This window comes from Burkholderia sp. NRF60-BP8, from assembly GCF_001522585.2.
Lineage (GTDB): Bacteria > Pseudomonadota > Gammaproteobacteria > Burkholderiales > Burkholderiaceae > Burkholderia.
In genome coordinates this window covers 95,560-112,942 of the sequence record NZ_CP013373.1, presented here as the reverse complement: position 1 = coordinate 112,942, position 17,383 = coordinate 95,560, and the positions used below count along the sequence as shown (strand labels likewise).

Genomic DNA, 17,383 nt, shown 5'->3' with positions numbered 1-17,383 from the left:
ATCACTCCTCTTCCTCTTCCGCATGCGGCGTCGCGAAGCTCCGCCACAGCAGCACCGGAATGATCAGCGTGAACACGATCACCTCCTTGTATGCGCTCGCCCAGAACGACGAATACGATTCGAGTACGCCGACGAGCAGCGAGCCGGCGGCCGCGAGCGGGTAGCTGACGAGCCCGCCGATGATCGCGCCGACGAAGCCCTTCAGGCCGATCAGGAAGCCCGAGTCGTAGTAGATCGTCGTCAACGGGCCGACGAGGATCCCCGACAGCACGCCGAGCCCTGCCGCGAACGTGAACGCGAGCCGCCCGGCTTCGGTCGTGCCGATGCCGACGAGCCGCGCGCCGAGCCGGTTCACCGACGTCGCGCGCAGCGCCTTGCCGGCGATCGTGCGGCCGAAGTACACATAGAGCGCGCCGATCAGCACGAGCGCCGTGACGACGACCAGGATGCTCTGCACCGATACCGTCATGCTGCCGATCGCGAGCGACGCGTCCGAGAATCCGGCGGTGCGCGAGCCCTCCGCACCGAACATCACGAGGCCGAGGCCGACCATCGCGAAATGGACGGCGACCGACACGATCAGCAGCAGCAGCGTCGTGCCTTCGGCGATTGGCTGGTACACGAGCCGGTAGACGAACGGCCCCATCGGCACGACGATCGCGAGCGTCAGCGCGATCTGCGCGAGCATCGGCAACGGCTGCGCGGCAAAGCTGCGCGTGATCGCAAACACCGCGAGCGGCAGCAGCACGTAGCGGCTCGCCAGCGTCGCGAGCGTGCGGCCGAGCGGGTGACGGCGTTCGCGATGGCGGATCAGGCCGCCGACTTCCAGCAGAAAGCACGCGATGCCCATCACGAACAGCAGCCAGCAGGTGGCGGGGAATTTCTGCGCCTGCAACGCGGCCAGCGTCAGCGCACCATAGGCGACGAATTCGCCCTGGGGAATGAAGATCACCCGCGTGACGGAAAACACCAGCACGAGCGCCAGCGACAACAATGCATAAATGGCGCCGGTCGTGATGCCGTCTTGCGCGAGGATCGCCGCAATCGAGAGATCCATACGTTTCGTGTATCGAGAGAATGCTGCGGAGAAACGAAAGGCGGAAAACGCTCGGGACGCGCGCGAAGCGATCGGCACGTCGCGCGTCATGCGGCGGGCCCCGGCGATTCCAGGCGGCATGGGTGCGGCCGTCAGGCGCGCGACCCCGCCGACGGCACAGGCGGCGCCGTTCGCGCCGCCTGTGCCGGTTTCACGTGATGCTTACTCGGCCTGCAACTTCCACTTGCCGTCGACGATCTGCACCATCACGCGCGCACGCGTGTCGAAGCCGTTGTGATCGGTCGCCGTCATGTTGATCACGCCGTGCGAGACGGGCAGGTCCTTCACGCTTTCGAGCGACGCGCGCAGCGCTTCGCGAAACGCCTCGGTGCCCGGCTGGCCCTTCTTCAGCGCTTCCGGGATCGCCCGCTGCAGCAGCAAGCCCGCATCCCACGCATGGCCGCCGAACGTCGACAGCGAGCCCGCGCCGTAGGCCTTCTCGTACGCGGCCTTGTAGCCGAGCGCCGGCTTCTTCACCGGATTCGAATCGGGCAACTGGTCGGTCACGAGCACGGGGCCGGCCGGCAGGATCTCGCCTTCGCAATCCTTGCCGCACACGCGCAGGAAATCGTTGTTCGCGACGCCGTGCGTCTGATACACCTTACCCTTGTAGCCGCGCTCCTTCAGCGTCTTGGCCGGCAGCGCCGCCGGCGTGCCCGAGCCCGCGATCAGCACCGCATCCGGGTTCGAGCCCAGCAGCTTCAGCACCTGCCCCATCACCGACGCGTCGGTCCGGTTGTAGCGCTCGTTCGACACCAGCTTCAGCCCGTTCTTCACGGCCGCCGCGTCGAACGTCTTGTACCAGCTGTCGCCGTACGCATCGGCGAAGCCGATGAAACCGACCGTCTTCACGCCGTGCTTCGCCATGTAGCCGGCGATCGCGTCGGCCATCAGCTGATCGTTCTGCGGCACCTTGAACATCCACGCGCGCTTCGCGTCCATCGGCGCGATGATCTGCGCGCTCGCGGCAAGCGAAATCGCCGGCGTCTTGCCCTGCGACACGGGATCGAGCATCGCGAGCGAGTTCGGCGTGACGGAGGAGCCGATGATCGCGTCGACGTGGTCCTCGTCGATCAGCTTGCGCACGTTCTGCACCGCGCGGCTCGTGTCGGAGGCGTCGTCGAGCACGATGTACTGCACGCTCTTGCCCGCGATTTCCTTCGGCAGCAGCGCGATCGTGTTCTTTTCCGGAATCCCGAGCGAGGCGGCCGGGCCCGTCGCCGACAGCGTCACGCCGATCTTGACCTGCGCCGACGCCGTCGCCGCCGCACACACGAGGCCCGCGGCAAGCATGGCCTCCATCCATCGATTCATCTTCATTTACGTTGTCTCCAAACGCTGCTCGAAAAAACCACGGGTCGCTCGGGCGGCTCCCGGTCCCCAGAAACAGTTAATATCTTAATTATCCGATCCACCCGCGCCCATGCTCGTTTTCCCGTGACGCCGCGCCCATGCGCCGCATGCCGGCCGAAACGGTCATTCGGCCATCACGATGCGCAGCAGCAATGTCGTCAGGATGAAGAAGGCGAATAAAGGGGGGATCGCGCGGAAAATCGGTGCGTGCGCAACGATGGCGGAAACGGCCGCCATACCGGCCCGATGCGGCCCGGTACGCGCGCGACGAAACGTCGGAAAGCCGGCGGCTCATGACGATGCGGATACGGGTGCGAGCACAACGATCGCCGGGGCGTGCATACAGGCCGCAGGACGGCTCGGGACTGCCGCGACGACCCGTCGCGCACCCGATGACGAACGAGCGGCGCCCGCCGCCTCTCCTGCCCCGATCCACCGCGCTGCGCTGCTCATCCAACCGTACTCCCTCTTCTGCATTGTGCTTGTAGGAGAACTGCCGACCGATTTTCCCGACCGCACGGTCGGCGAAAGCCGAGTGTAACGGACGCCTTTCGCGCACGCCAACCGGGTAAGCCCGAAGCGCCTGTGCAGGACTGCGCATCGTCCATGGACGATCGCGGAAAGGGAAAACGGGGGACGCGGCGAAGCGCGGAAAAAACGCGGTGCGAATGCAAACGCGAGAGACGGCCGTCACGCAGGCCGATGCACCATCGATGGAATCCGTGCACGCAAATGAAAAAGCGCTGTTGGATTCCGTCCAACAGCGCTTTGGGGTCCGGGCACTTTGTGCCTCGATTGTCTCCTCGTTCTCCACCTGCAAATTCGTTTCGCGGTGCATCAGAACTAGGGTGAATCTTAAAGAGGCTTAAGCACCACGACAACTTAGCATTTACCCCTATGGTGCATCGCCGCACGAAAATGGGGCACCAGTCTGCCGCGCGGCGCCGGCCCGAACCCGCCGCGACGCCCTTCCCGGGCGTGCCGGATGGTGCTTCGCATCAACGCGCGGCGACGCGCACGGCCTGCTCACGACGACGCTCTCAACGGCTTGATCCGCGCGACCATCTCGCCGACGATGCCGCGCCGGAAGGCCAGCACGCATGCGATGAAGATCAGCCCGGTGACGATCGTCGCCGATTCGCCGAGCGAATGGAACCACGCGACGCCCGTCGTCGACGCGAGCCATTCGCCGATGTCGCCGAGCCGGTCTTCCAGCGCCACGATCAGCGCGGCGCCCAGCAGCGGCCCGAACAGCGTGCCCATCCCGCCGACGAGCGTCATCAGCACGACGAGGCCCGACATCGTCCAGTACGCGTCCGACAGCGTCTCGAAGCCGAGCACGAGCACCTTCAGCGAGCCGGCCAGCCCCGCGAGCGCGGCCGACAGGATGAACGCGAGCAGCTTGAAGCGGTCGGTGTCGTAGCCGAGCGAGATCGCGCGCGCTTCGTTCTCCTTGATGGCGACGAGCACCTGGCCGAACGGCGAATGGACGACCCGCACGATGAACGCGCACGCGGCGACGACCACCGCCAGCACGACGTAGTACAGCGCGACGTCGTTCGACAGGTCGAGCAGCCCGAACAGGCGGCCGCGCGGCACGCCCTGCAGGCCGTCCTCGCCGTGCGTGAACGGCGCCTGCAGATAGATGAAGTAGACCATCTGCGCGAACGCGAGCGTGATCATCGCGAAGTAGATGCCCTGCCGGCGGATCGCGAACAGCCCGACGACGAGCCCGAGCAGCGTCGCGCCGACGGTGCCGGCCAGCACGCCGAGCTCAGGCGTGAAACCGAGCGTCTGCATCGAATAGCCGGTCGCATAACCGGCCGTCGCGAGGAACATCGCATGGCCGAACGACAGCAGCCCCGTATAGCCGATCAGCAGGTTGAACGCGGCCGCGAACAGCGCGAAGGCGAGCACCTTCATCACGAACACCGGATACGCGCCGATGAACGGCGCGGCGAGCAGTGCGGCGAGCAGCACGCCGTAGAGCACTTTTCTCTGCATCATTTTTCCTTGCCGAAGAGGCCCGCCGGGCGGAACAGCAGCACGATCGCCATGATCACGAACACGACGGTGGCCGACGCTTCGGGATAGAACACGCGCGTGAAGCCCTCGATCACGCCGAGCAGCAGGCCCGTGACGATCGAGCCGAGGATCGAGCCCATCCCGCCGATCACGACCACCGCGAACACGGTGATGATCATCGGCTGGCCCATCAGCGGCGACACCTGGATCACGGGCGCGGCCAGCACGCCCGCGAACGCGGCGAGCGCGACGCCGAAGCCGTAGGTGAGCGTGATCATCATCGGCACGTTCACGCCGAACGCCTCGACGAGCTTCGGGTTCTCGGTGCCCGCGCGCAGGTACGCGCCGAGCCGCGTCTTCTCGATCACGAACCACGTCGCGAGACACACCGCGAGCGACGCGACGACGACCCACGCGCGATAGTTCGGCAGGAACATGAAACCGAGGTTGGTCGCGCCGGACAACTGCGACGGCACGTCGTACGGCTGGCCGGACGACCCGTAGATCGACCGGAACACGCCTTCGACGACCAGCGTGAGGCCGAACGTGAGCAGCAGCCCGTACAGGTGATCGAGCTTGTACAGCCAGCGCAGCATCGAGCGTTCGATCGCGATCCCGAACGCGCCCACGAGCACCGGCGCCAGCACGAGCATCGCCCAGTACGGCAGCCCGAAATACGACAGGCCCATCCACGCGAGCATCGCGCCCAGCATGAACAGCGCGCCGTGCGCGAAGTTGATCACGTTGAGCAGCCCGAAGATCACCGCGAGCCCGAGGCTCAGGATCGCGTAGAACGAGCCGTTGACGAGCCCGAGCAGCAACTGGCTCAGCATCGCCGGCAACGGAATGCCAAAGATTTCCATCGACTTAGCCGTCAGAATGAGTTTCGTTGCGTGCGCAACATTCATGCGTCGCGCACGCGGGCGGCGCAGCGGGCACGTCGCCGCAGCCGCCACCGTGCGGCGCGCCCGTGCGCGCCGCTACGCGATGCTTACTTCCACAACGCGCAGCGCGTTTCCTGCTTGGTGCCGAACGCCTGTTCGCCCGGAATCGTCGCGAGCACCTTGTAGTAATCCCACGGCTCCTTCGATTCCGACGGCTTCTTGACTTCCATCAGGTACATGTCGTGGATCATGCTGCCGTCCTGGCGGATATAGCCCTTCGCGTAGAAGTCGCTGATCTTGATCTTCTTCAGCTCGGCCATCACCTTGTCGGAGTCGGTCGTACCGGCGGCCTGCACGGCCTTCAGGTACGTCGTCACCGACGAGTAGTCGGCCGCCTGCAGGCTCGACGGCATCTTCTTCATCTTGCCGAAGTAGCGCTGCGCCCACTGGCGCGACGCCGCATCGCGGTTCCAGTACCAGCTGTCGGTCAGCACGAGGCCCTGCGTCGTTTCGAGGCCGAGGCTGTGCACGTCGTCGATGAACATCAGCAGCGCGGCGAGCTTCATCGTCTTCGTGATGCCGAACTCCTTCGCGGCCTTGATCGAGTTGATCGTGTCGCCGCCCGCGTTCGCGAGGCCGAGGATCTGCGCCTTCGACGATTGCGCCTGCAGCAGGAACGACGAGAAATCCGACGCGGACAGCGGGTGACGCACCGCGCCGAGCACCTGGCCGCCGTTCGCCTTCACGACGTCCGACGTGTTCTTCTCGAGCGCCTTGCCGAACGCGTAGTCGGCCGTCAGGAAGAACCAGCTCTTGCCGCCCTGCTTCACCACCGCCGAACCGGTGCCCTTCGCGAGCGCCATCGTGTCGTACGCGTAGTGGACCGTGTACGGCGTGCACTGCTCGTTGGTCAGCGTGTCGGCGCCCGCGCCGATGTTGATGTAGACCTTCTTCTTCTCGGCCGCGACCTGGTTCATCGACAGCGCGGTCGCGGAGTTCGTGCCGCCGACCAGCAGGTCGAGCCCGCCGCGATCCATCCATTCGCGCGCCTTCGACGCGGCGATGTCGGCCTTGTTCTGGTGATCGGCGTAGACGACCTCGATCGGCTTGCCGAGCACCTTGCCGCCGAAGTCCGCGACCGCCATGCGGATCGCCTCGAGACCGCCCTGCCCGTCGATATCCGCGTAAAGCCCCGACATGTCGGTGATGAAGCCGATCTTCACGGTATCCGCCGCGTGGGCGGCGCCGGCGGTGAACGCGGCGGCCGCGAGCGCGAGACAGGCCTGTGCGAGGGTCTTCATTTTCATTGACGTCTCCTGTTGTTCTGATGCGTTGTGGTTGTTCGAGAGCCGCCACGGCTAGCGGCAACGGAAACGGGGCGGCGTCACACGCCGAGCAGGTCGTGCAGGATCGGCATCTTGCCTTCCAGTTCGGATGCACGGAAATGCTCGACGATGCGGCCATGCTCCATCACGTAGAAGCGGTCGGCGAGCGGCGCGGCGAAGCGGAAATTCTGTTCGACCATCACGATCGTGTAGCCGCGCGCCTTCAACGCGACGATCATCCGTGCGAGCGCCTGCACGATCACCGGCGCCAGGCCTTCGGAGATCTCGTCGAGCAGCAGCAGGTTCGCGCCGGTGCGCAGGATCCGCGCGACCGCGAGCATCTGCTGCTCGCCGCCCGACAGCCGCGTGCCCTGGCTCTGCCGGCGCGACGCGAGGTTCGGGAACATCGCGTAGATCTCGTCGAGCGACATCGCGTGCTCGTGCGGCCCGATCAGCGGCGGCAGCATCAGGTTCTCCTCGCACGACAGGCTCGAGAAGATCCCGCGCTCCTCCGGGCAGTAGCCGATGCCGTAATGGGCGATGCGGTGCGTCGCGAGGCCGATCGTCTCGTGGCCCGCGACCTTGATCGACCCGCTGCGACGGCCCGTGAGGCCCATGATCGCGCGCAGCGTCGTCGTGCGGCCCGCGCCGTTGCGGCCGAGCAGCGTGACGACCTCGCCGCGATGCACGGTCAGGTCGACGCCGTGCAGGATGTGGGATTCCCCGTACCAGGCCTCCAGGCCCGTGATCTCCAGCGCAGGCGTACCGCTCTCGACGCCGCTCAATTCGCGTTCCTCCCGTTCGCTGTGCTTCATGCGTGCGCCCCCGCGAGCGCGGCATCGGCGCTGCCCATGTAGGCCTCGATGACGAGCGGATTCTTCGACACTTCCGCATACGAGCCTTCGGCCAGCACCTCGCCGCGTTGCAGGACGGTGATCGTGTCGGAGATCCCCGCGATCACGTTCATGTTGTGTTCCACCATCAGGATCGTGCGGCCGCTCGCGACCTTCTTGATCAGCGCGGTCACGCGGTCGACGTCCTCGTGGCCCATCCCCTGCGTGGGCTCGTCGAGCAGCATCAGTTCGGGCTCCATCGCGAGCGTCGTCGCGATCTCGAGCGCGCGCTTGCGGCCGTAGGCGAGCTCGACGGTCGGCACGTGCGCGAAATCGGTGAGGCCGACCTGCGTGAGCAGATCCATCGCGCGATCGTCGAGCCGCTTCAGCGTGCGTTCGCTGCGCCAGAAATGGAATTCGGTGCCGAGTGCCCGCTGCAGGCCGATGCGCACGTTCTGCAGCGCGCTCAGGTGCGGGAACACGGCCGAGATCTGGAACGAGCGGATGATGCCGCGCCGCGCGACCTGCGCGGGCCGCTCGTCGGTGATGTCGATGCCGTTGAAGACGATCTGGCCGGCCGTCGGCGTCAGAAATTTGGTGAGGAGGTTGAAACAGGTGGTCTTGCCCGCGCCGTTCGGCCCGATCAATGCGTGGATCGCACCGCGCCGCACACGCAGGTTGACGCCGTTCACGGCGGTGAAGCCCCTGAATTCCTTCGTCAGTCCGCGTGTTTCCAGAATCGTGTCGCCGAGAATCATGTTCCCTTCCGTACGAAGTCAGGCGAAGCACCGGGAAGCCTGGCGCAAGCGGCCGCGAACGGGTCAGCGGATCAGCGGGCTGCCCCCGGGCGCCGTGGTACGCCTCGAGGGTGGTCTCCCGCGCCGACGCGTATGCACATTGCGCAACATTGTCGCGCCGTTGGTGCAGTGCAATCATCGGGATTTGCACTTATAGGGATGGCCGCCTTGTCGGACGCGGCTGCGCACGGTTTTCACCGCGTTTTTTTGATACGTGCATCATCACGCGTTGACCGGTTGCAGGACGTGGTACGTACGTGCCAAAAAAAAGCCGCGCGACGGCGCGGCTTGCACGGATCTTGCCGTTCGAAAGCGACGGCAGCTTGTTTCGCATATCGAATCAGCGGGCAGTCGCATGACGGCCTGCCGACACGCGTGTCAGCGGGCCGTCATGCTGCCGTCACCGCGGCCTCGGTGCGCACCGGCGTCGTTTCGCGCGCCGCACGGCGGTCGGCACGAATCATGTCGCTCGCGCGCTCGGCGATCATCAGCGTCGGCGAATTGGTGTTGCCCGACGTGATGAACGGCATCACCGACGCATCGACGATCCGCAACCCGGCGATGCCGCGCACCCGCAGCCGGCTGTCGACTACCGCGCGCTCGTCGTCGGCGCGCCCCATCCGGCAGGTACCGACCGGGTGGAAGATCGTCGTGCCGACGGCGCCGGCCGCCTCGATCAGTTCGGCCTCGGTCCGGTACTGCGGGCCCGGCAGGACTTCCTCGGGACGATAGCGCGCGAGCGCCGGCGCGGACGCGATCCGGCGCGTGAGGCGCAGCGCGTTCGCGGCGACGTGCCGATCATGATCGGTCGACAGATAGTTCGGCGCGATCGCCGGTGCGCTGCCCGGATCGGCGCTCGTGACGTGCACGCTGCCGCGCGACGTCGGCCGCAAATGGCAGACCGACGCCGTGAAGGCGTTGAAGCCGTGCAGCGGCTCGCCGAAGCGTTCGAGCGACAGCGGCTGCACGTGGTACTGGAGATCGGGGCGCGTGAGTGCGGGATCGTCCGGGTCCGATTTCGCGAATGCGCCCAGTTGCGACGGCGCCATCGACATCGGCCCGCGCTGCAGCAGCGCATATTCGGCGCCGATCATCAGCTTGCCCCACCAGTGCGCGGACAGCGTGTTGAGCGTGCGCACGCCGTCGACGCGAAACGCCATCCGCAATTGCAGGTGGTCCTGCAGGTTTTCGCCGACGCCCGGCAGATCCTGCACGACGTCGATGCCGAGCGCCTGCAGCCGCCGGCCATCGCCGATGCCCGACAGTTCGAGCAGTTGCGGCGAATTCACCGCGCCCGACGTCAGCAGCACTTCCGCCCGCGCCCGCGCGACGTAATCGGCGCCGCCGCCGCGGTACTCGACGCCGACCGCGCGCCGCCCGTCGAAGATCACGCGCTGCGCGTGCGCGCCGGTGATCACGGTCAGGTTCGGGCGCGCCATCGCGGGCCGCAGGAACGCCTTCGACGTATTCCAGCGCACGCCGCGCTTCTGGTTCACTTCGAAGTAACCGACCCCGGCATTGTCGCCGCGGTTGAAATCGTCGGTGGCGGGGATGCCCGTCTGCTGCGCGGCCTGCGCGAACGATTCGAGGATCTCCCAGCGCAGCCGCTGCTTCTCGACGCGCCAGTAGCCGCCCGCGCCGTGCGCGTCGCTCGCGCCCGCATGGTGATCTTCGCTGCGCTTGAAGATCGGCAGCACGCTGTCCCACGACCAGCCGGCGTCGCCGGTTTCCTGTGCCCAGTTGTCGTAGTCCTCGCGCTGGCCGCGCATGTAGATCATCCCGTTGATCGACGAGCAGCCGCCGAGCACGCGGCCGCGCGGATACGACAGTGCGCGGCCGTTGAGCGCCGCTTCGGGTTGCGTCTTGTACAGCCAGTCGGTGCGCGGGTTGCCGATGCAGTACAGATAGCCGACCGGGATATGAATCCAGTGATAGTCGTCCTTGCCGCCCGCTTCGATGAGCAGCACGCTGATATCGGGATCCTCGGTCAGGCGGTTCGCGAGCACGCAGCCTGCGGTGCCCGCGCCGACGATCACGTAGTCGAATTCGCCTTCGAGCGTGCGTTGAGTAGTAGTCACTGCTTGTCTCCTGTCGACCAGCGTAAGCGCTTAAGCGCTTACGCTGGTCCCATGGCGTGGCTGGATGGAGTTAGCGCTTCAGCGCTTACTCCATCCCCACGGCGGTCGATCAGCGTTGGCGCTTTAGCGCTTACGCTGGTCCCATGGCGTGGCCGGACGGAGTCAGCACTCCAACGCTTACTCCATCCCCACGGCGGTCGACCCGAGTTAGTGCTTCAGCCCTTACCCGGCCCCCATGACGTGGCTGGACGAAGTCAGCGCTTCAGCGCTTCCTGCGCTCCATGCAAACCTCTTTGTTGTGCACCGCGCGGCGCAATACCGCGCGCATTTTCAGCATAGTGCGTCGCGCCGCGCCTGCGGCCTGCGCGCCACGACCCGATGAAGCGTACTCCCGCGCCCGGCCGCCGATCCAATGAGTTATGCTGAACTGCGTTATAAGCCGCGCTCATATCACGACGATGGATCTCGCCCTGCTCCGCGCGTTCGCGACGGTCGCCCGCGAAGGCAACCTGACGCGCGCGGCCGCGCAACTGCACCTGACGCAACCGGCCGTCAGCCTCCAGATCAAGCATCTGCAGGAAACGCTCGGCGTCGCGCTGTTCACGCGCACGTCGCGCGGGCTCGCGCTCACGCGCGACGGCCAGACGCTGCTGCCGCATGCGGAACGCGCGCTCGCCGCCGCCGCCGACGTGCAGCGCGCCGCCGCCGCGCTGCGGCACGAGGTGCGCGGCCGGCTGCGGATCGGCACGATTCTCGACCCGGAGTTCCTGCGGCTCGGCGGCTTCCTGCGCGCGCTGGTCGAGACCCATCCGCAGATCGAGACCGCGCTGCGGCACGGGATGTCGGGCTGGGTGATCGAACAGGTGCGCGCGCAGGCGCTCGACGTCGGCTACTACATCGGCCGGCCGGGCGAGGACGATCCGCTCGACGGCGCGCTGTTCCACACCCTCGCGCTCACGCATTTCGAGTACCGCGTGCTCGCGCCGGCCGGCTGGAAGGAGCGCGTGCAGCGCGCGCACGACTGGCGCGCGCTCGCCGCGCTGCCGTGGATCTGGACGCCGCCGGCGTCCGCGCACCATCGGCTGCTGTCGCGGCGTTTCGCGGACGCCGGCGCGCAGCCGGTGAAGGTCGCCGAGGTCGACCAGGAGCAATCGATGCTCGACCTCGTCAAATCGGGGATCGGGTTGACGCTCGCGCGCGATTCGACCGCGCTGGCCGAAGCCCACGTGCATGCGCTGACGATCGTCGAGCGCGTGACGGTGCCGACCGAACTGACGTTCGTGACGCTCGCCGAGCGGCGCGACGAACCGGCGATCGCGGCCGCGCTGCGGCTGATCGAAGCGCAGTGGGCGATATGAGCGTTGCTGATGTCGACGCGGCCGATCGCGCAGCGGGTTTCGATGCCCGACGCATTCCGCGGATCGCCGTGACGGATCGATCGCCCGCCCCGCGTCGTGTCGCCGCGTGCCGTCCGCTCGTCACGCCACCATCGCAGGCTTTTTGCTAGATTGTGCGTTCGCACACCGCGAGACCCCGATTGAAGGAGACCCGCATGGCCCGCAACATCGAGATCAAAGCCCGCGCCCGTGAATTCGACCGGCTGCGCGAACAGGCGGCTCAGCTCGCGACCGAAGCGCCGTTGTTCTATCGCCAGCAGGATTTCTTCTACGACGTGCCGCGCGGCCGGCTGAAGCTGCGCCGCTTCGAGGACGGCACGCCGGCCGAGCTGATCTTCTATCAGCGCGACGATCGCGACGGCCCGAAGGCGTCGTACTACACGCGCAGCCCGGTGACGAACCCCGACGCGATGCATTCGCTGCTCGCGACCGCGCTGACCACGCGCGGGATCGTGACGAAGGAACGGCACGTGTACCTCGCGGGCCGCACGCGCATCCACCTCGACCGCGTCGACGGGCTCGGCGATTTCATCGAGCTCGAAGTCGTGCTCGGCCCGGATGACGACGAAGCCGGCGGCGAAGCCGAAGCGCACGAGGTGTTCGCGAAGCTCGGCGTGGCGCAAGACGATCTCGTCGCGGTCGCGTACGTCGATCTGCTGAACGCCGACGCCCACCCCGAAACGGCCTGAACCAACCCCGCCGAGGGCGCCCCGCGCGGGCCGCTCTCGGCGCCGGCGCCGCGGCCCCTTCCCGTCACGCGGCGCCGGGCGCCAGATGCGCGAGCGGTAGCGCGCCGTTGCGCTTGAAGGTCGTCAGCACGATGTTCGAGCGCACGCTGTCGACGCCCGGTACGCGCATCAGCTTCTTCATCACGAACTGCGACAGCGCGTTGAGATCCGGCGCGACGATCCGCAGCAGGTAGTCGGCATCGCCCACCACCGCATGGCATTCGAGCACTTCCGGCAGCACGTCGATCTGTTGCTGGAACTGCTCGATGATCGAATCGCCGTGATGCTTGAGCTTCAGGCTCGTGAACGCGGTCACGCCGAGCCCGAGCTTTTCGGGCCGCAGCATCACGCGGTAGCCTTCGATCACGCCGGCCGCCTCGAGCCGCTGCAGCCGCCGGCCGATCTGCGACGGCGACAGCGGCACCTCCTCGCCCAGCTGCTGATGGGTCGCGCGACCGAAGCGCTGCAGCACGTCCAGCAGCGCGAGATCGAAGTGATCGAGTTCCAGCATGAGTATTCTCCGCATTGATCCTTGATTTAATGCACGATTATCGCATTATCGAGCAATTCAACGCCAACTATGCGCCCAATCCGCGCACAGCCCGCTCTACACTTGCATGATCTCAACCCCAGCGTGCAGAGCCTGATCATGTCCACCGTCGTCACCGCGAAACTGCAGGAGCAGTTCGACGCGGGCCTCGAAACTCCCGCCGATTTCACCATCGACCAGCCGCTTCAGCGCTACGGCCAGGTCGACCACGCGGTGTGGAAGCAGCTCTATGCACGCCAGTCGACCCTGCTGCGCGGTCGCGCGTGCGATGCATTCGTCGCCGGGCTCGGCAAGATCGAACTGCCGGCCGATCGGGTGCCGTCGTTCGCCGACGTGAACCGCCAGTTGAAGCCCGTGACCGGCTGGGAAATCGTGGCGGTGCCGGGCCTCGTGCCCGACCGCGTGTTCTTCGAGCACCTCGCGAACCGGCGTTTTCCCGTCACCTGGTGGATGCGCCGTCCCGACCAGCTCGACTACCTGCAGGAACCCGACTGCTTCCACGACCTGTTCGGCCACGTGCCGTTGCTGATCGATCCGGTGTTCGCCGACTACATGCAGGCGTATGGCCGCACCGCGCTCGCGGTCGCCGACGACGAAGCAGCGCTGGCGCGGCTCGCGCGCCTCTATTGGTATACGGTGGAATTCGGGCTGATCCGCGACCCGCGCGGGGTCGACGGGCTGTCGATCTACGGCGCCGGGATCGTATCGAGCAAGGGCGAAAGCCTGTACAGCCTCGAAAGCGCGGCGCCGAACCGGCTCGGGTTCGACCTCGAGCGCGTGATGCGCACGCAGTACCGGATCGACACGTTCCAGAAGACCTACTTCGTGATCGACGATTTCGCGCAGCTGTTCGCGCTCGCCGACGTCGACGGCCGCGCCCTGGCCAGCCGGCTCGCGGCGCTGCCCGAATTTCCGGCCGGCGCGGTGCTGGAGACCGACCGCGTGCTGCATCGCGGCACGGGCGAGGGTTGGCCGGACGACGACGACGCGTGATGCGCCGGGCGCCGCGGCGCCCGCCGGTTGCCCGTCGCCGGTTGCCCGTCGCCGGCCGCCCGTCGCCGGCTGCCCGTCGCCCTTCCCGCAACTATGAAACAATGAACGACGCCGGCTTCGCCGCGCGGCGCAGCCGCGGGCGGACGCCGTTACCGAACGAGAGGTGCAAGATGATTCACAAGCTCACATCCGAAGAACGCAAGACCCGGCTCGAAGGCCTGCCGCTCTGGACGGCCGTGCCGGGCCGCGACGCGATCCAGCGCCGCCTGCGCTTCGCCGATTTCAACGAGGCATTCGGCTTCATGACGCGTGTCGCGATCAAGGCGCAGGAGATGAATCACCATCCGGAATGGTTCAACGTGTACAACCGCGTCGACGTCACGCTGTCGACCCACGACGCCGACGGGCTGACCGAACGCGACATCGAACTCGCGCGGTTCATCGACGGCGCCGCCGCGCACGCGCAACCGGGCGCCTGAGTATCGCCTCTACCGCCGCGCGTCCTTTCGATGCGCGGCGCGTCAACTTTTCATTTCGCTAAACGTTTTCTAGGATGTACTCAGCGAAAGCCTTCAGCTTTCCAAGCCATCCTTAAGGCGCACGTAAGTCTCGTACGCTTTCCGCGCCTTGGGGTCCAATCCTTCCAGTTGCAGCGCGCTTTCGCGCTGTACAATCAGCAGCGCATACGGCTTGGAGAGCGCGCTGGCCTCTTCGCAGAGTTTGAGTTCGTCGCCGCTCGACGGCGAGCGGGCGCGCCAGAAATTGATCGCGGCTTCTAGGTCGTGGATCGAAATATCGGACATGATTGGATCTAATCGTTCGCTGGCCGCCATGCTTGATGTCAGGCGATGCGGCGTCCCTGTGGAAACGGCTTCGTGCTGTCCGCGTGCCTGAACCGCCAACCCATTGTACTTGAGCGAACTTCATGCGACTCCTTCTGATCGAAGACGACCGCCCCATCGCACGCGGTATCCAGAGCAGCCTCGAGCAGGCTGGCTTCACCGTCGACATGGTGCATGACGGCATTTTTGCCGAGCAGGCGCTGGCACAGAACCGCCACGAACTCGTGATCCTCGACCTCGGCCTGCCGGGCATCGACGGGATGACGCTGCTCACGCGCTTTCGCCAGACCAACCGCCACACGCCCGTGATCGTGCTGACCGCGCGCGACGAGCTGAACGACCGGATCCAGGGCCTGAACTCCGGCGCCGACGACTACATGCTCAAGCCGTTCGAGCCGGCCGAGCTCGAAGCGCGCATCCGCGCGGTGATGCGCCGCAGCGGCCCGCACAGCGACATGCCGCGTCCGGAAGTGTCGCTCGGCGGCGTTCGCCTGTCGGGCGTCGACCGCCGCATCTTCAACGACGACAAGCCGCTCGAACTGTCGCCGCGCGAATTCGCGGTGCTCGAGATGCTGCTGCTGCGTCACGGCCGTGTCGTCAGCAAGGCCCAGTTGCAGGATCACCTCACGCACTTCGGCGGCGATCTCGGCGACACCGCGATCGAAGTCTACGTGCACCGCGTACGCAAGAAACTCGAACAGTGCCGGGTCGAAATCGTCACGGTGCGCGGCTTCGGCTACCTGCTGCAGGAAATCCGCCAAACGGCGAGCGTCTGAGCGACGCCGCGCGCCGGTCGGCCGCGTGCCGCCGGCGCATGCGCTGCTCCGCGTCGCCGCTCCCGGCGCACGACCGCGCCGCTCCCCGTGAGCGGCGCTTATCCATTTGCCCGTCGAAATGTCCCCTGATCCGGCTGTGACCACCAGCCTGCGCCGCTCGCTGCTCCGGCGCCTCGCCGCGCCGCTGTCGATGCTCGCGCTGATGAGCGGCCTGATCGCCTACTGGCTCGCGTGGCAATACACGCAGCACGTGATCGACCGCTCGCTCGCCGATCTCGCGACCGCCATCTCCAAACAGATCCAGATCGCCGGCCCCGACGCGCCGTTCACGGTGCCGCCGCTCGCGCAGGCGATGTTCTCCGATCCGGCCGAAGCGCTGATCTACCGGATCAGCGACGGCGAGCAGGAACTCGCCGGCGATCCGAAGCTGCCGCTGCAGGGCATCAACGTGCGCCGCATGCATCATGCGTACGTGTTCGAGGCCGAATACGACAACCGCGCGGTGCGGGTCGCGCAGGTGCGCGTCGACAACGTCGAAGGCGGCCGGCCGATGGTCGTCGAAGTCGCGCAGCCGGTGCGGCACCGCTACCGGATCGCGGCCGAATTCCTCGTCGCGATCATGATGCCGCTGCTGCTGTTGCTGCTCGCGGGCTGGGGCATCGTGTGGCGCGTCGTGAACCAGCAACTGGGCCCGCTCACGCATCTGGCCGATTCGCTGAACCGGCAGACCCACACGTCGCTGGAACCGGTCGACGAAACCGACGTGCCGCTGGAGATCCGGCCGCTGACGAGCGCGATGAACGCGCTACTCGGCCGTCTGAAGACCGCGCTCGACGCGCAGCGCAAGTTCATCGCCGATGCCGCCCACCAGTTGCGCACGCCGCTCACCGCGGTGAAGCTGCATGCCGAGCAGGCGGTGGTCGCGCGCGACCCGCACCAGACCTTCGCCGCGGTGCGCGAGCTGCGCGCGGCCGCGGACCGCGCGGTGCGGCTGTCCAACCAGTTGCTGTCGCTCGCGCGTGCCGAGCCGGGCGAACAGGCCGCGCGCTTCGTCGACGTCGATCTCGCGGCGATGGCGTTCGAGACGGGCGCCGAATGGGTGCCGCGCGCGCTCGCGTCGCATGTCGACCTCGGCTTCCAGCGCAGCGACGACGCGGGCGACGACGAGACGCTGATCGTGCGCGGCAACCCCGTGCTGCTGCGCGAGGTGATCGCGAACCTGCTCGACAATGCGCTGAAGTACGTGCCGCTCGCGCGGCCGGACGGCGCGCGGATCACGGTGAACGTCGCGCGCGCCGCGCTCGAGGACAGCCAGCCTGCCGCCGAGATCGTCGTCGAGGACAACGGCCCCGGCGTGCCCGCGAACCAGCAGGCCGACCTGTTCAAACGCTTCTTCCGCGGCGACGCGCAAAGCGGCAACGGCGTCGAAACGGGCGCCGGGCTGGGGCTCGCGATCGTGCACGACATCATCGCGATGCACGGCGGCACCGTGTCGTACGAAGATGCACCGGAAGGCGGCTCGCGCTTCGTGGTGAGGGTGCCGCTCGCCGCGCGCACGGAGAAGCCGGCCGGCGAAACGCCGGCTGCGGCGCCGACGCACTGAGCGATTCGCGGCGGGCGGCCCGCCGGAGAAGGACAGCGAACGACGGCCGCTACAACGCGCCAACCGTCGGCCGAAACGACAGCGGCAGCGCGAAATGCGCTGC

At 67.0% G+C, this 17,383-nt stretch carries 17 protein-coding genes; 6 read left to right on the top strand and 11 right to left on the bottom strand.

What is annotated here, in order from left to right:
- Window position 1: 1 nt before the first annotated feature.
- From WS54_RS13545 to WS54_RS13505, 9 genes are all read right to left on the bottom strand, one after another.
- On the bottom strand, window positions 2–1,057 hold the full coding sequence (locus WS54_RS13545; protein WP_059780426.1) for a branched-chain amino acid ABC transporter permease: 1,056 nt from the start codon (window positions 1,055–1,057) through the stop codon (window positions 2–4).
- Between the two features lie 201 nt (window positions 1,058–1,258).
- A complete protein-coding gene (locus tag WS54_RS13540) occupies window positions 1,259–2,416 on the bottom strand; it encodes an ABC transporter substrate-binding protein (protein ID WP_059780427.1) in 1,158 nt (385 codons plus the stop codon).
- Window positions 2,417–2,498: 82 nt separating this feature from the next.
- Complete coding sequence (locus tag WS54_RS33650) at window positions 2,499–3,263, bottom strand: hypothetical protein (protein ID WP_159086675.1); 765 nt, start codon at window positions 3,261–3,263, stop codon at window positions 2,499–2,501.
- A 212-nt stretch (window positions 3,264–3,475) separates the two neighbouring features.
- Window positions 3,476–4,453 carry a branched-chain amino acid ABC transporter permease gene (locus tag WS54_RS13530; protein WP_034209655.1) on the bottom strand — a complete coding sequence of 326 codons (978 nt, stop codon included), beginning with the start codon at window positions 4,451–4,453 and terminating at the stop codon, window positions 3,476–3,478.
- Window positions 4,453–5,337, bottom strand: coding sequence for a branched-chain amino acid ABC transporter permease (locus WS54_RS13525; RefSeq protein WP_027783150.1), 885 nt, complete (start codon window positions 5,335–5,337; stop codon window positions 4,453–4,455). Before WS54_RS13525 ends, WS54_RS13530 begins: the two co-directional genes overlap by 1 nt.
- Before the next feature lie 128 nt (window positions 5,338–5,465).
- On the bottom strand, window positions 5,466–6,665 hold the full coding sequence (locus WS54_RS13520) for an ABC transporter substrate-binding protein (protein ID WP_034209656.1): 1,200 nt from the start codon (window positions 6,663–6,665) through the stop codon (window positions 5,466–5,468).
- A gap of 77 nt (window positions 6,666–6,742) precedes the next feature.
- On the bottom strand, window positions 6,743–7,498 hold the full coding sequence (locus tag WS54_RS13515) for an ABC transporter ATP-binding protein (protein ID WP_034209657.1): 756 nt from the start codon (window positions 7,496–7,498) through the stop codon (window positions 6,743–6,745).
- The gene (locus WS54_RS13510) at window positions 7,495–8,274 is read right to left on the bottom strand and encodes an ABC transporter ATP-binding protein (protein ID WP_027783147.1); all 780 of its coding nucleotides are present in this window, start codon (window positions 8,272–8,274) and stop codon (window positions 7,495–7,497) included. The genes WS54_RS13515 and WS54_RS13510 overlap by 4 nt, the downstream gene beginning before the upstream one ends.
- A gap of 428 nt (window positions 8,275–8,702) precedes the next feature.
- Window positions 8,703–10,391, bottom strand: coding sequence for a GMC family oxidoreductase (locus WS54_RS13505; RefSeq protein ID WP_059780428.1), 1,689 nt, complete (start codon window positions 10,389–10,391; stop codon window positions 8,703–8,705).
- Between the two features lie 458 nt (window positions 10,392–10,849).
- On the opposite strand from WS54_RS13505, the gene WS54_RS13495 reads away from it, so the two are divergent.
- Together WS54_RS13495 and WS54_RS13490 are read left to right on the top strand one after the other, a co-directional pair.
- The gene (locus tag WS54_RS13495) at window positions 10,850–11,749 is read left to right on the top strand and encodes a LysR family transcriptional regulator (protein ID WP_059780429.1); all 900 of its coding nucleotides are present in this window, start codon (window positions 10,850–10,852) and stop codon (window positions 11,747–11,749) included.
- Window positions 11,750–11,943: 194 nt separating this feature from the next.
- The gene (locus WS54_RS13490; protein ID WP_059780430.1) at window positions 11,944–12,477 is read left to right on the top strand and encodes a class IV adenylate cyclase; all 534 of its coding nucleotides are present in this window, start codon (window positions 11,944–11,946) and stop codon (window positions 12,475–12,477) included.
- A gap of 64 nt (window positions 12,478–12,541) precedes the next feature.
- Here the strand turns inward: WS54_RS13490 and WS54_RS13485 are convergent, their stop codons facing one another.
- Window positions 12,542–13,027, bottom strand: coding sequence for an Lrp/AsnC family transcriptional regulator (locus tag WS54_RS13485; protein ID WP_006408082.1), 486 nt, complete (start codon window positions 13,025–13,027; stop codon window positions 12,542–12,544).
- A 138-nt stretch (window positions 13,028–13,165) separates the two neighbouring features.
- Between WS54_RS13485 and phhA the strand changes: the two genes are divergently transcribed.
- Window positions 13,166–14,059: a phenylalanine 4-monooxygenase gene (gene phhA, locus WS54_RS13480; protein WP_059780478.1), complete on the top strand. Its 894-nt coding sequence runs from the start codon at window positions 13,166–13,168 to the stop codon at window positions 14,057–14,059.
- A 101-nt stretch (window positions 14,060–14,160) separates the two neighbouring features.
- Entirely contained in the window at window positions 14,161–14,538 is a 378-nt protein-coding gene (locus tag WS54_RS13475; RefSeq protein ID WP_257127321.1) for a 4a-hydroxytetrahydrobiopterin dehydratase, read from the top strand.
- A 93-nt stretch (window positions 14,539–14,631) separates the two neighbouring features.
- Here WS54_RS13475 and WS54_RS13470 read toward each other — a convergent pair whose 3' ends face one another.
- A complete protein-coding gene (locus tag WS54_RS13470) occupies window positions 14,632–14,862 on the bottom strand; it encodes a DUF3717 domain-containing protein (protein WP_006401493.1) in 231 nt (76 codons plus the stop codon).
- A 122-nt stretch (window positions 14,863–14,984) separates the two neighbouring features.
- On the opposite strand from WS54_RS13470, the gene WS54_RS13465 reads away from it, so the two are divergent.
- The gene (locus WS54_RS13465; protein ID WP_006401494.1) at window positions 14,985–15,677 is read left to right on the top strand and encodes a response regulator; all 693 of its coding nucleotides are present in this window, start codon (window positions 14,985–14,987) and stop codon (window positions 15,675–15,677) included.
- A 118-nt stretch (window positions 15,678–15,795) separates the two neighbouring features.
- Window positions 15,796–17,280 carry a sensor histidine kinase gene (locus WS54_RS13460; RefSeq protein ID WP_034209861.1) on the top strand — a complete coding sequence of 495 codons (1,485 nt, stop codon included), beginning with the start codon at window positions 15,796–15,798 and terminating at the stop codon, window positions 17,278–17,280.
- The last annotated feature ends 103 nt before the right edge of the window (window positions 17,281–17,383 follow it).

Bases quoted from the DNA above. Each gene is read 5' to 3' on its own strand.
- WS54_RS13510 (WP_027783147.1), bottom strand. From the start codon at position 8,274: ATGATTCTCGGCGACACGATTCTGGAAACACGCGGACTGACGAAGGAA.
- WS54_RS13540 (WP_059780427.1), bottom strand. From the start codon at position 2,416: ATGAAGATGAATCGATGGATGGAGGCCATGCTTGCCGCGGGCCTCGTG.
- WS54_RS13545 (WP_059780426.1), bottom strand. From the start codon at position 1,057: ATGGATCTCTCGATTGCGGCGATCCTCGCGCAAGACGGCATCACGACC.
- WS54_RS13520 (WP_034209656.1), bottom strand. From the start codon at position 6,665: ATGAAAATGAAGACCCTCGCACAGGCCTGTCTCGCGCTCGCGGCCGCC.
- WS54_RS13495 (WP_059780429.1), top strand. From the start codon at position 10,850: ATGGATCTCGCCCTGCTCCGCGCGTTCGCGACGGTCGCCCGCGAAGGC.
- WS54_RS13490 (WP_059780430.1), top strand. From the start codon at position 11,944: ATGGCCCGCAACATCGAGATCAAAGCCCGCGCCCGTGAATTCGACCGG.
- WS54_RS13530 (WP_034209655.1), bottom strand. From the start codon at position 4,453: ATGCAGAGAAAAGTGCTCTACGGCGTGCTGCTCGCCGCACTGCTCGCC.
- WS54_RS13525 (WP_027783150.1), bottom strand. From the start codon at position 5,337: ATGGAAATCTTTGGCATTCCGTTGCCGGCGATGCTGAGCCAGTTGCTG.
- WS54_RS13485 (WP_006408082.1), bottom strand. From the start codon at position 13,027: ATGCTGGAACTCGATCACTTCGATCTCGCGCTGCTGGACGTGCTGCAG.
- WS54_RS13470 (WP_006401493.1), bottom strand. From the start codon at position 14,862: ATGTCCGATATTTCGATCCACGACCTAGAAGCCGCGATCAATTTCTGG.
- WS54_RS13460 (WP_034209861.1), top strand. From the start codon at position 15,796: ATGTCCCCTGATCCGGCTGTGACCACCAGCCTGCGCCGCTCGCTGCTC.
- WS54_RS13475 (WP_257127321.1), top strand. From the start codon at position 14,161: ATGAACGACGCCGGCTTCGCCGCGCGGCGCAGCCGCGGGCGGACGCCG.
- WS54_RS13515 (WP_034209657.1), bottom strand. From the start codon at position 7,498: ATGAAGCACAGCGAACGGGAGGAACGCGAATTGAGCGGCGTCGAGAGC.
- WS54_RS13465 (WP_006401494.1), top strand. From the start codon at position 14,985: ATGCGACTCCTTCTGATCGAAGACGACCGCCCCATCGCACGCGGTATC.
- phhA (WP_059780478.1), top strand. From the start codon at position 13,166: ATGTCCACCGTCGTCACCGCGAAACTGCAGGAGCAGTTCGACGCGGGC.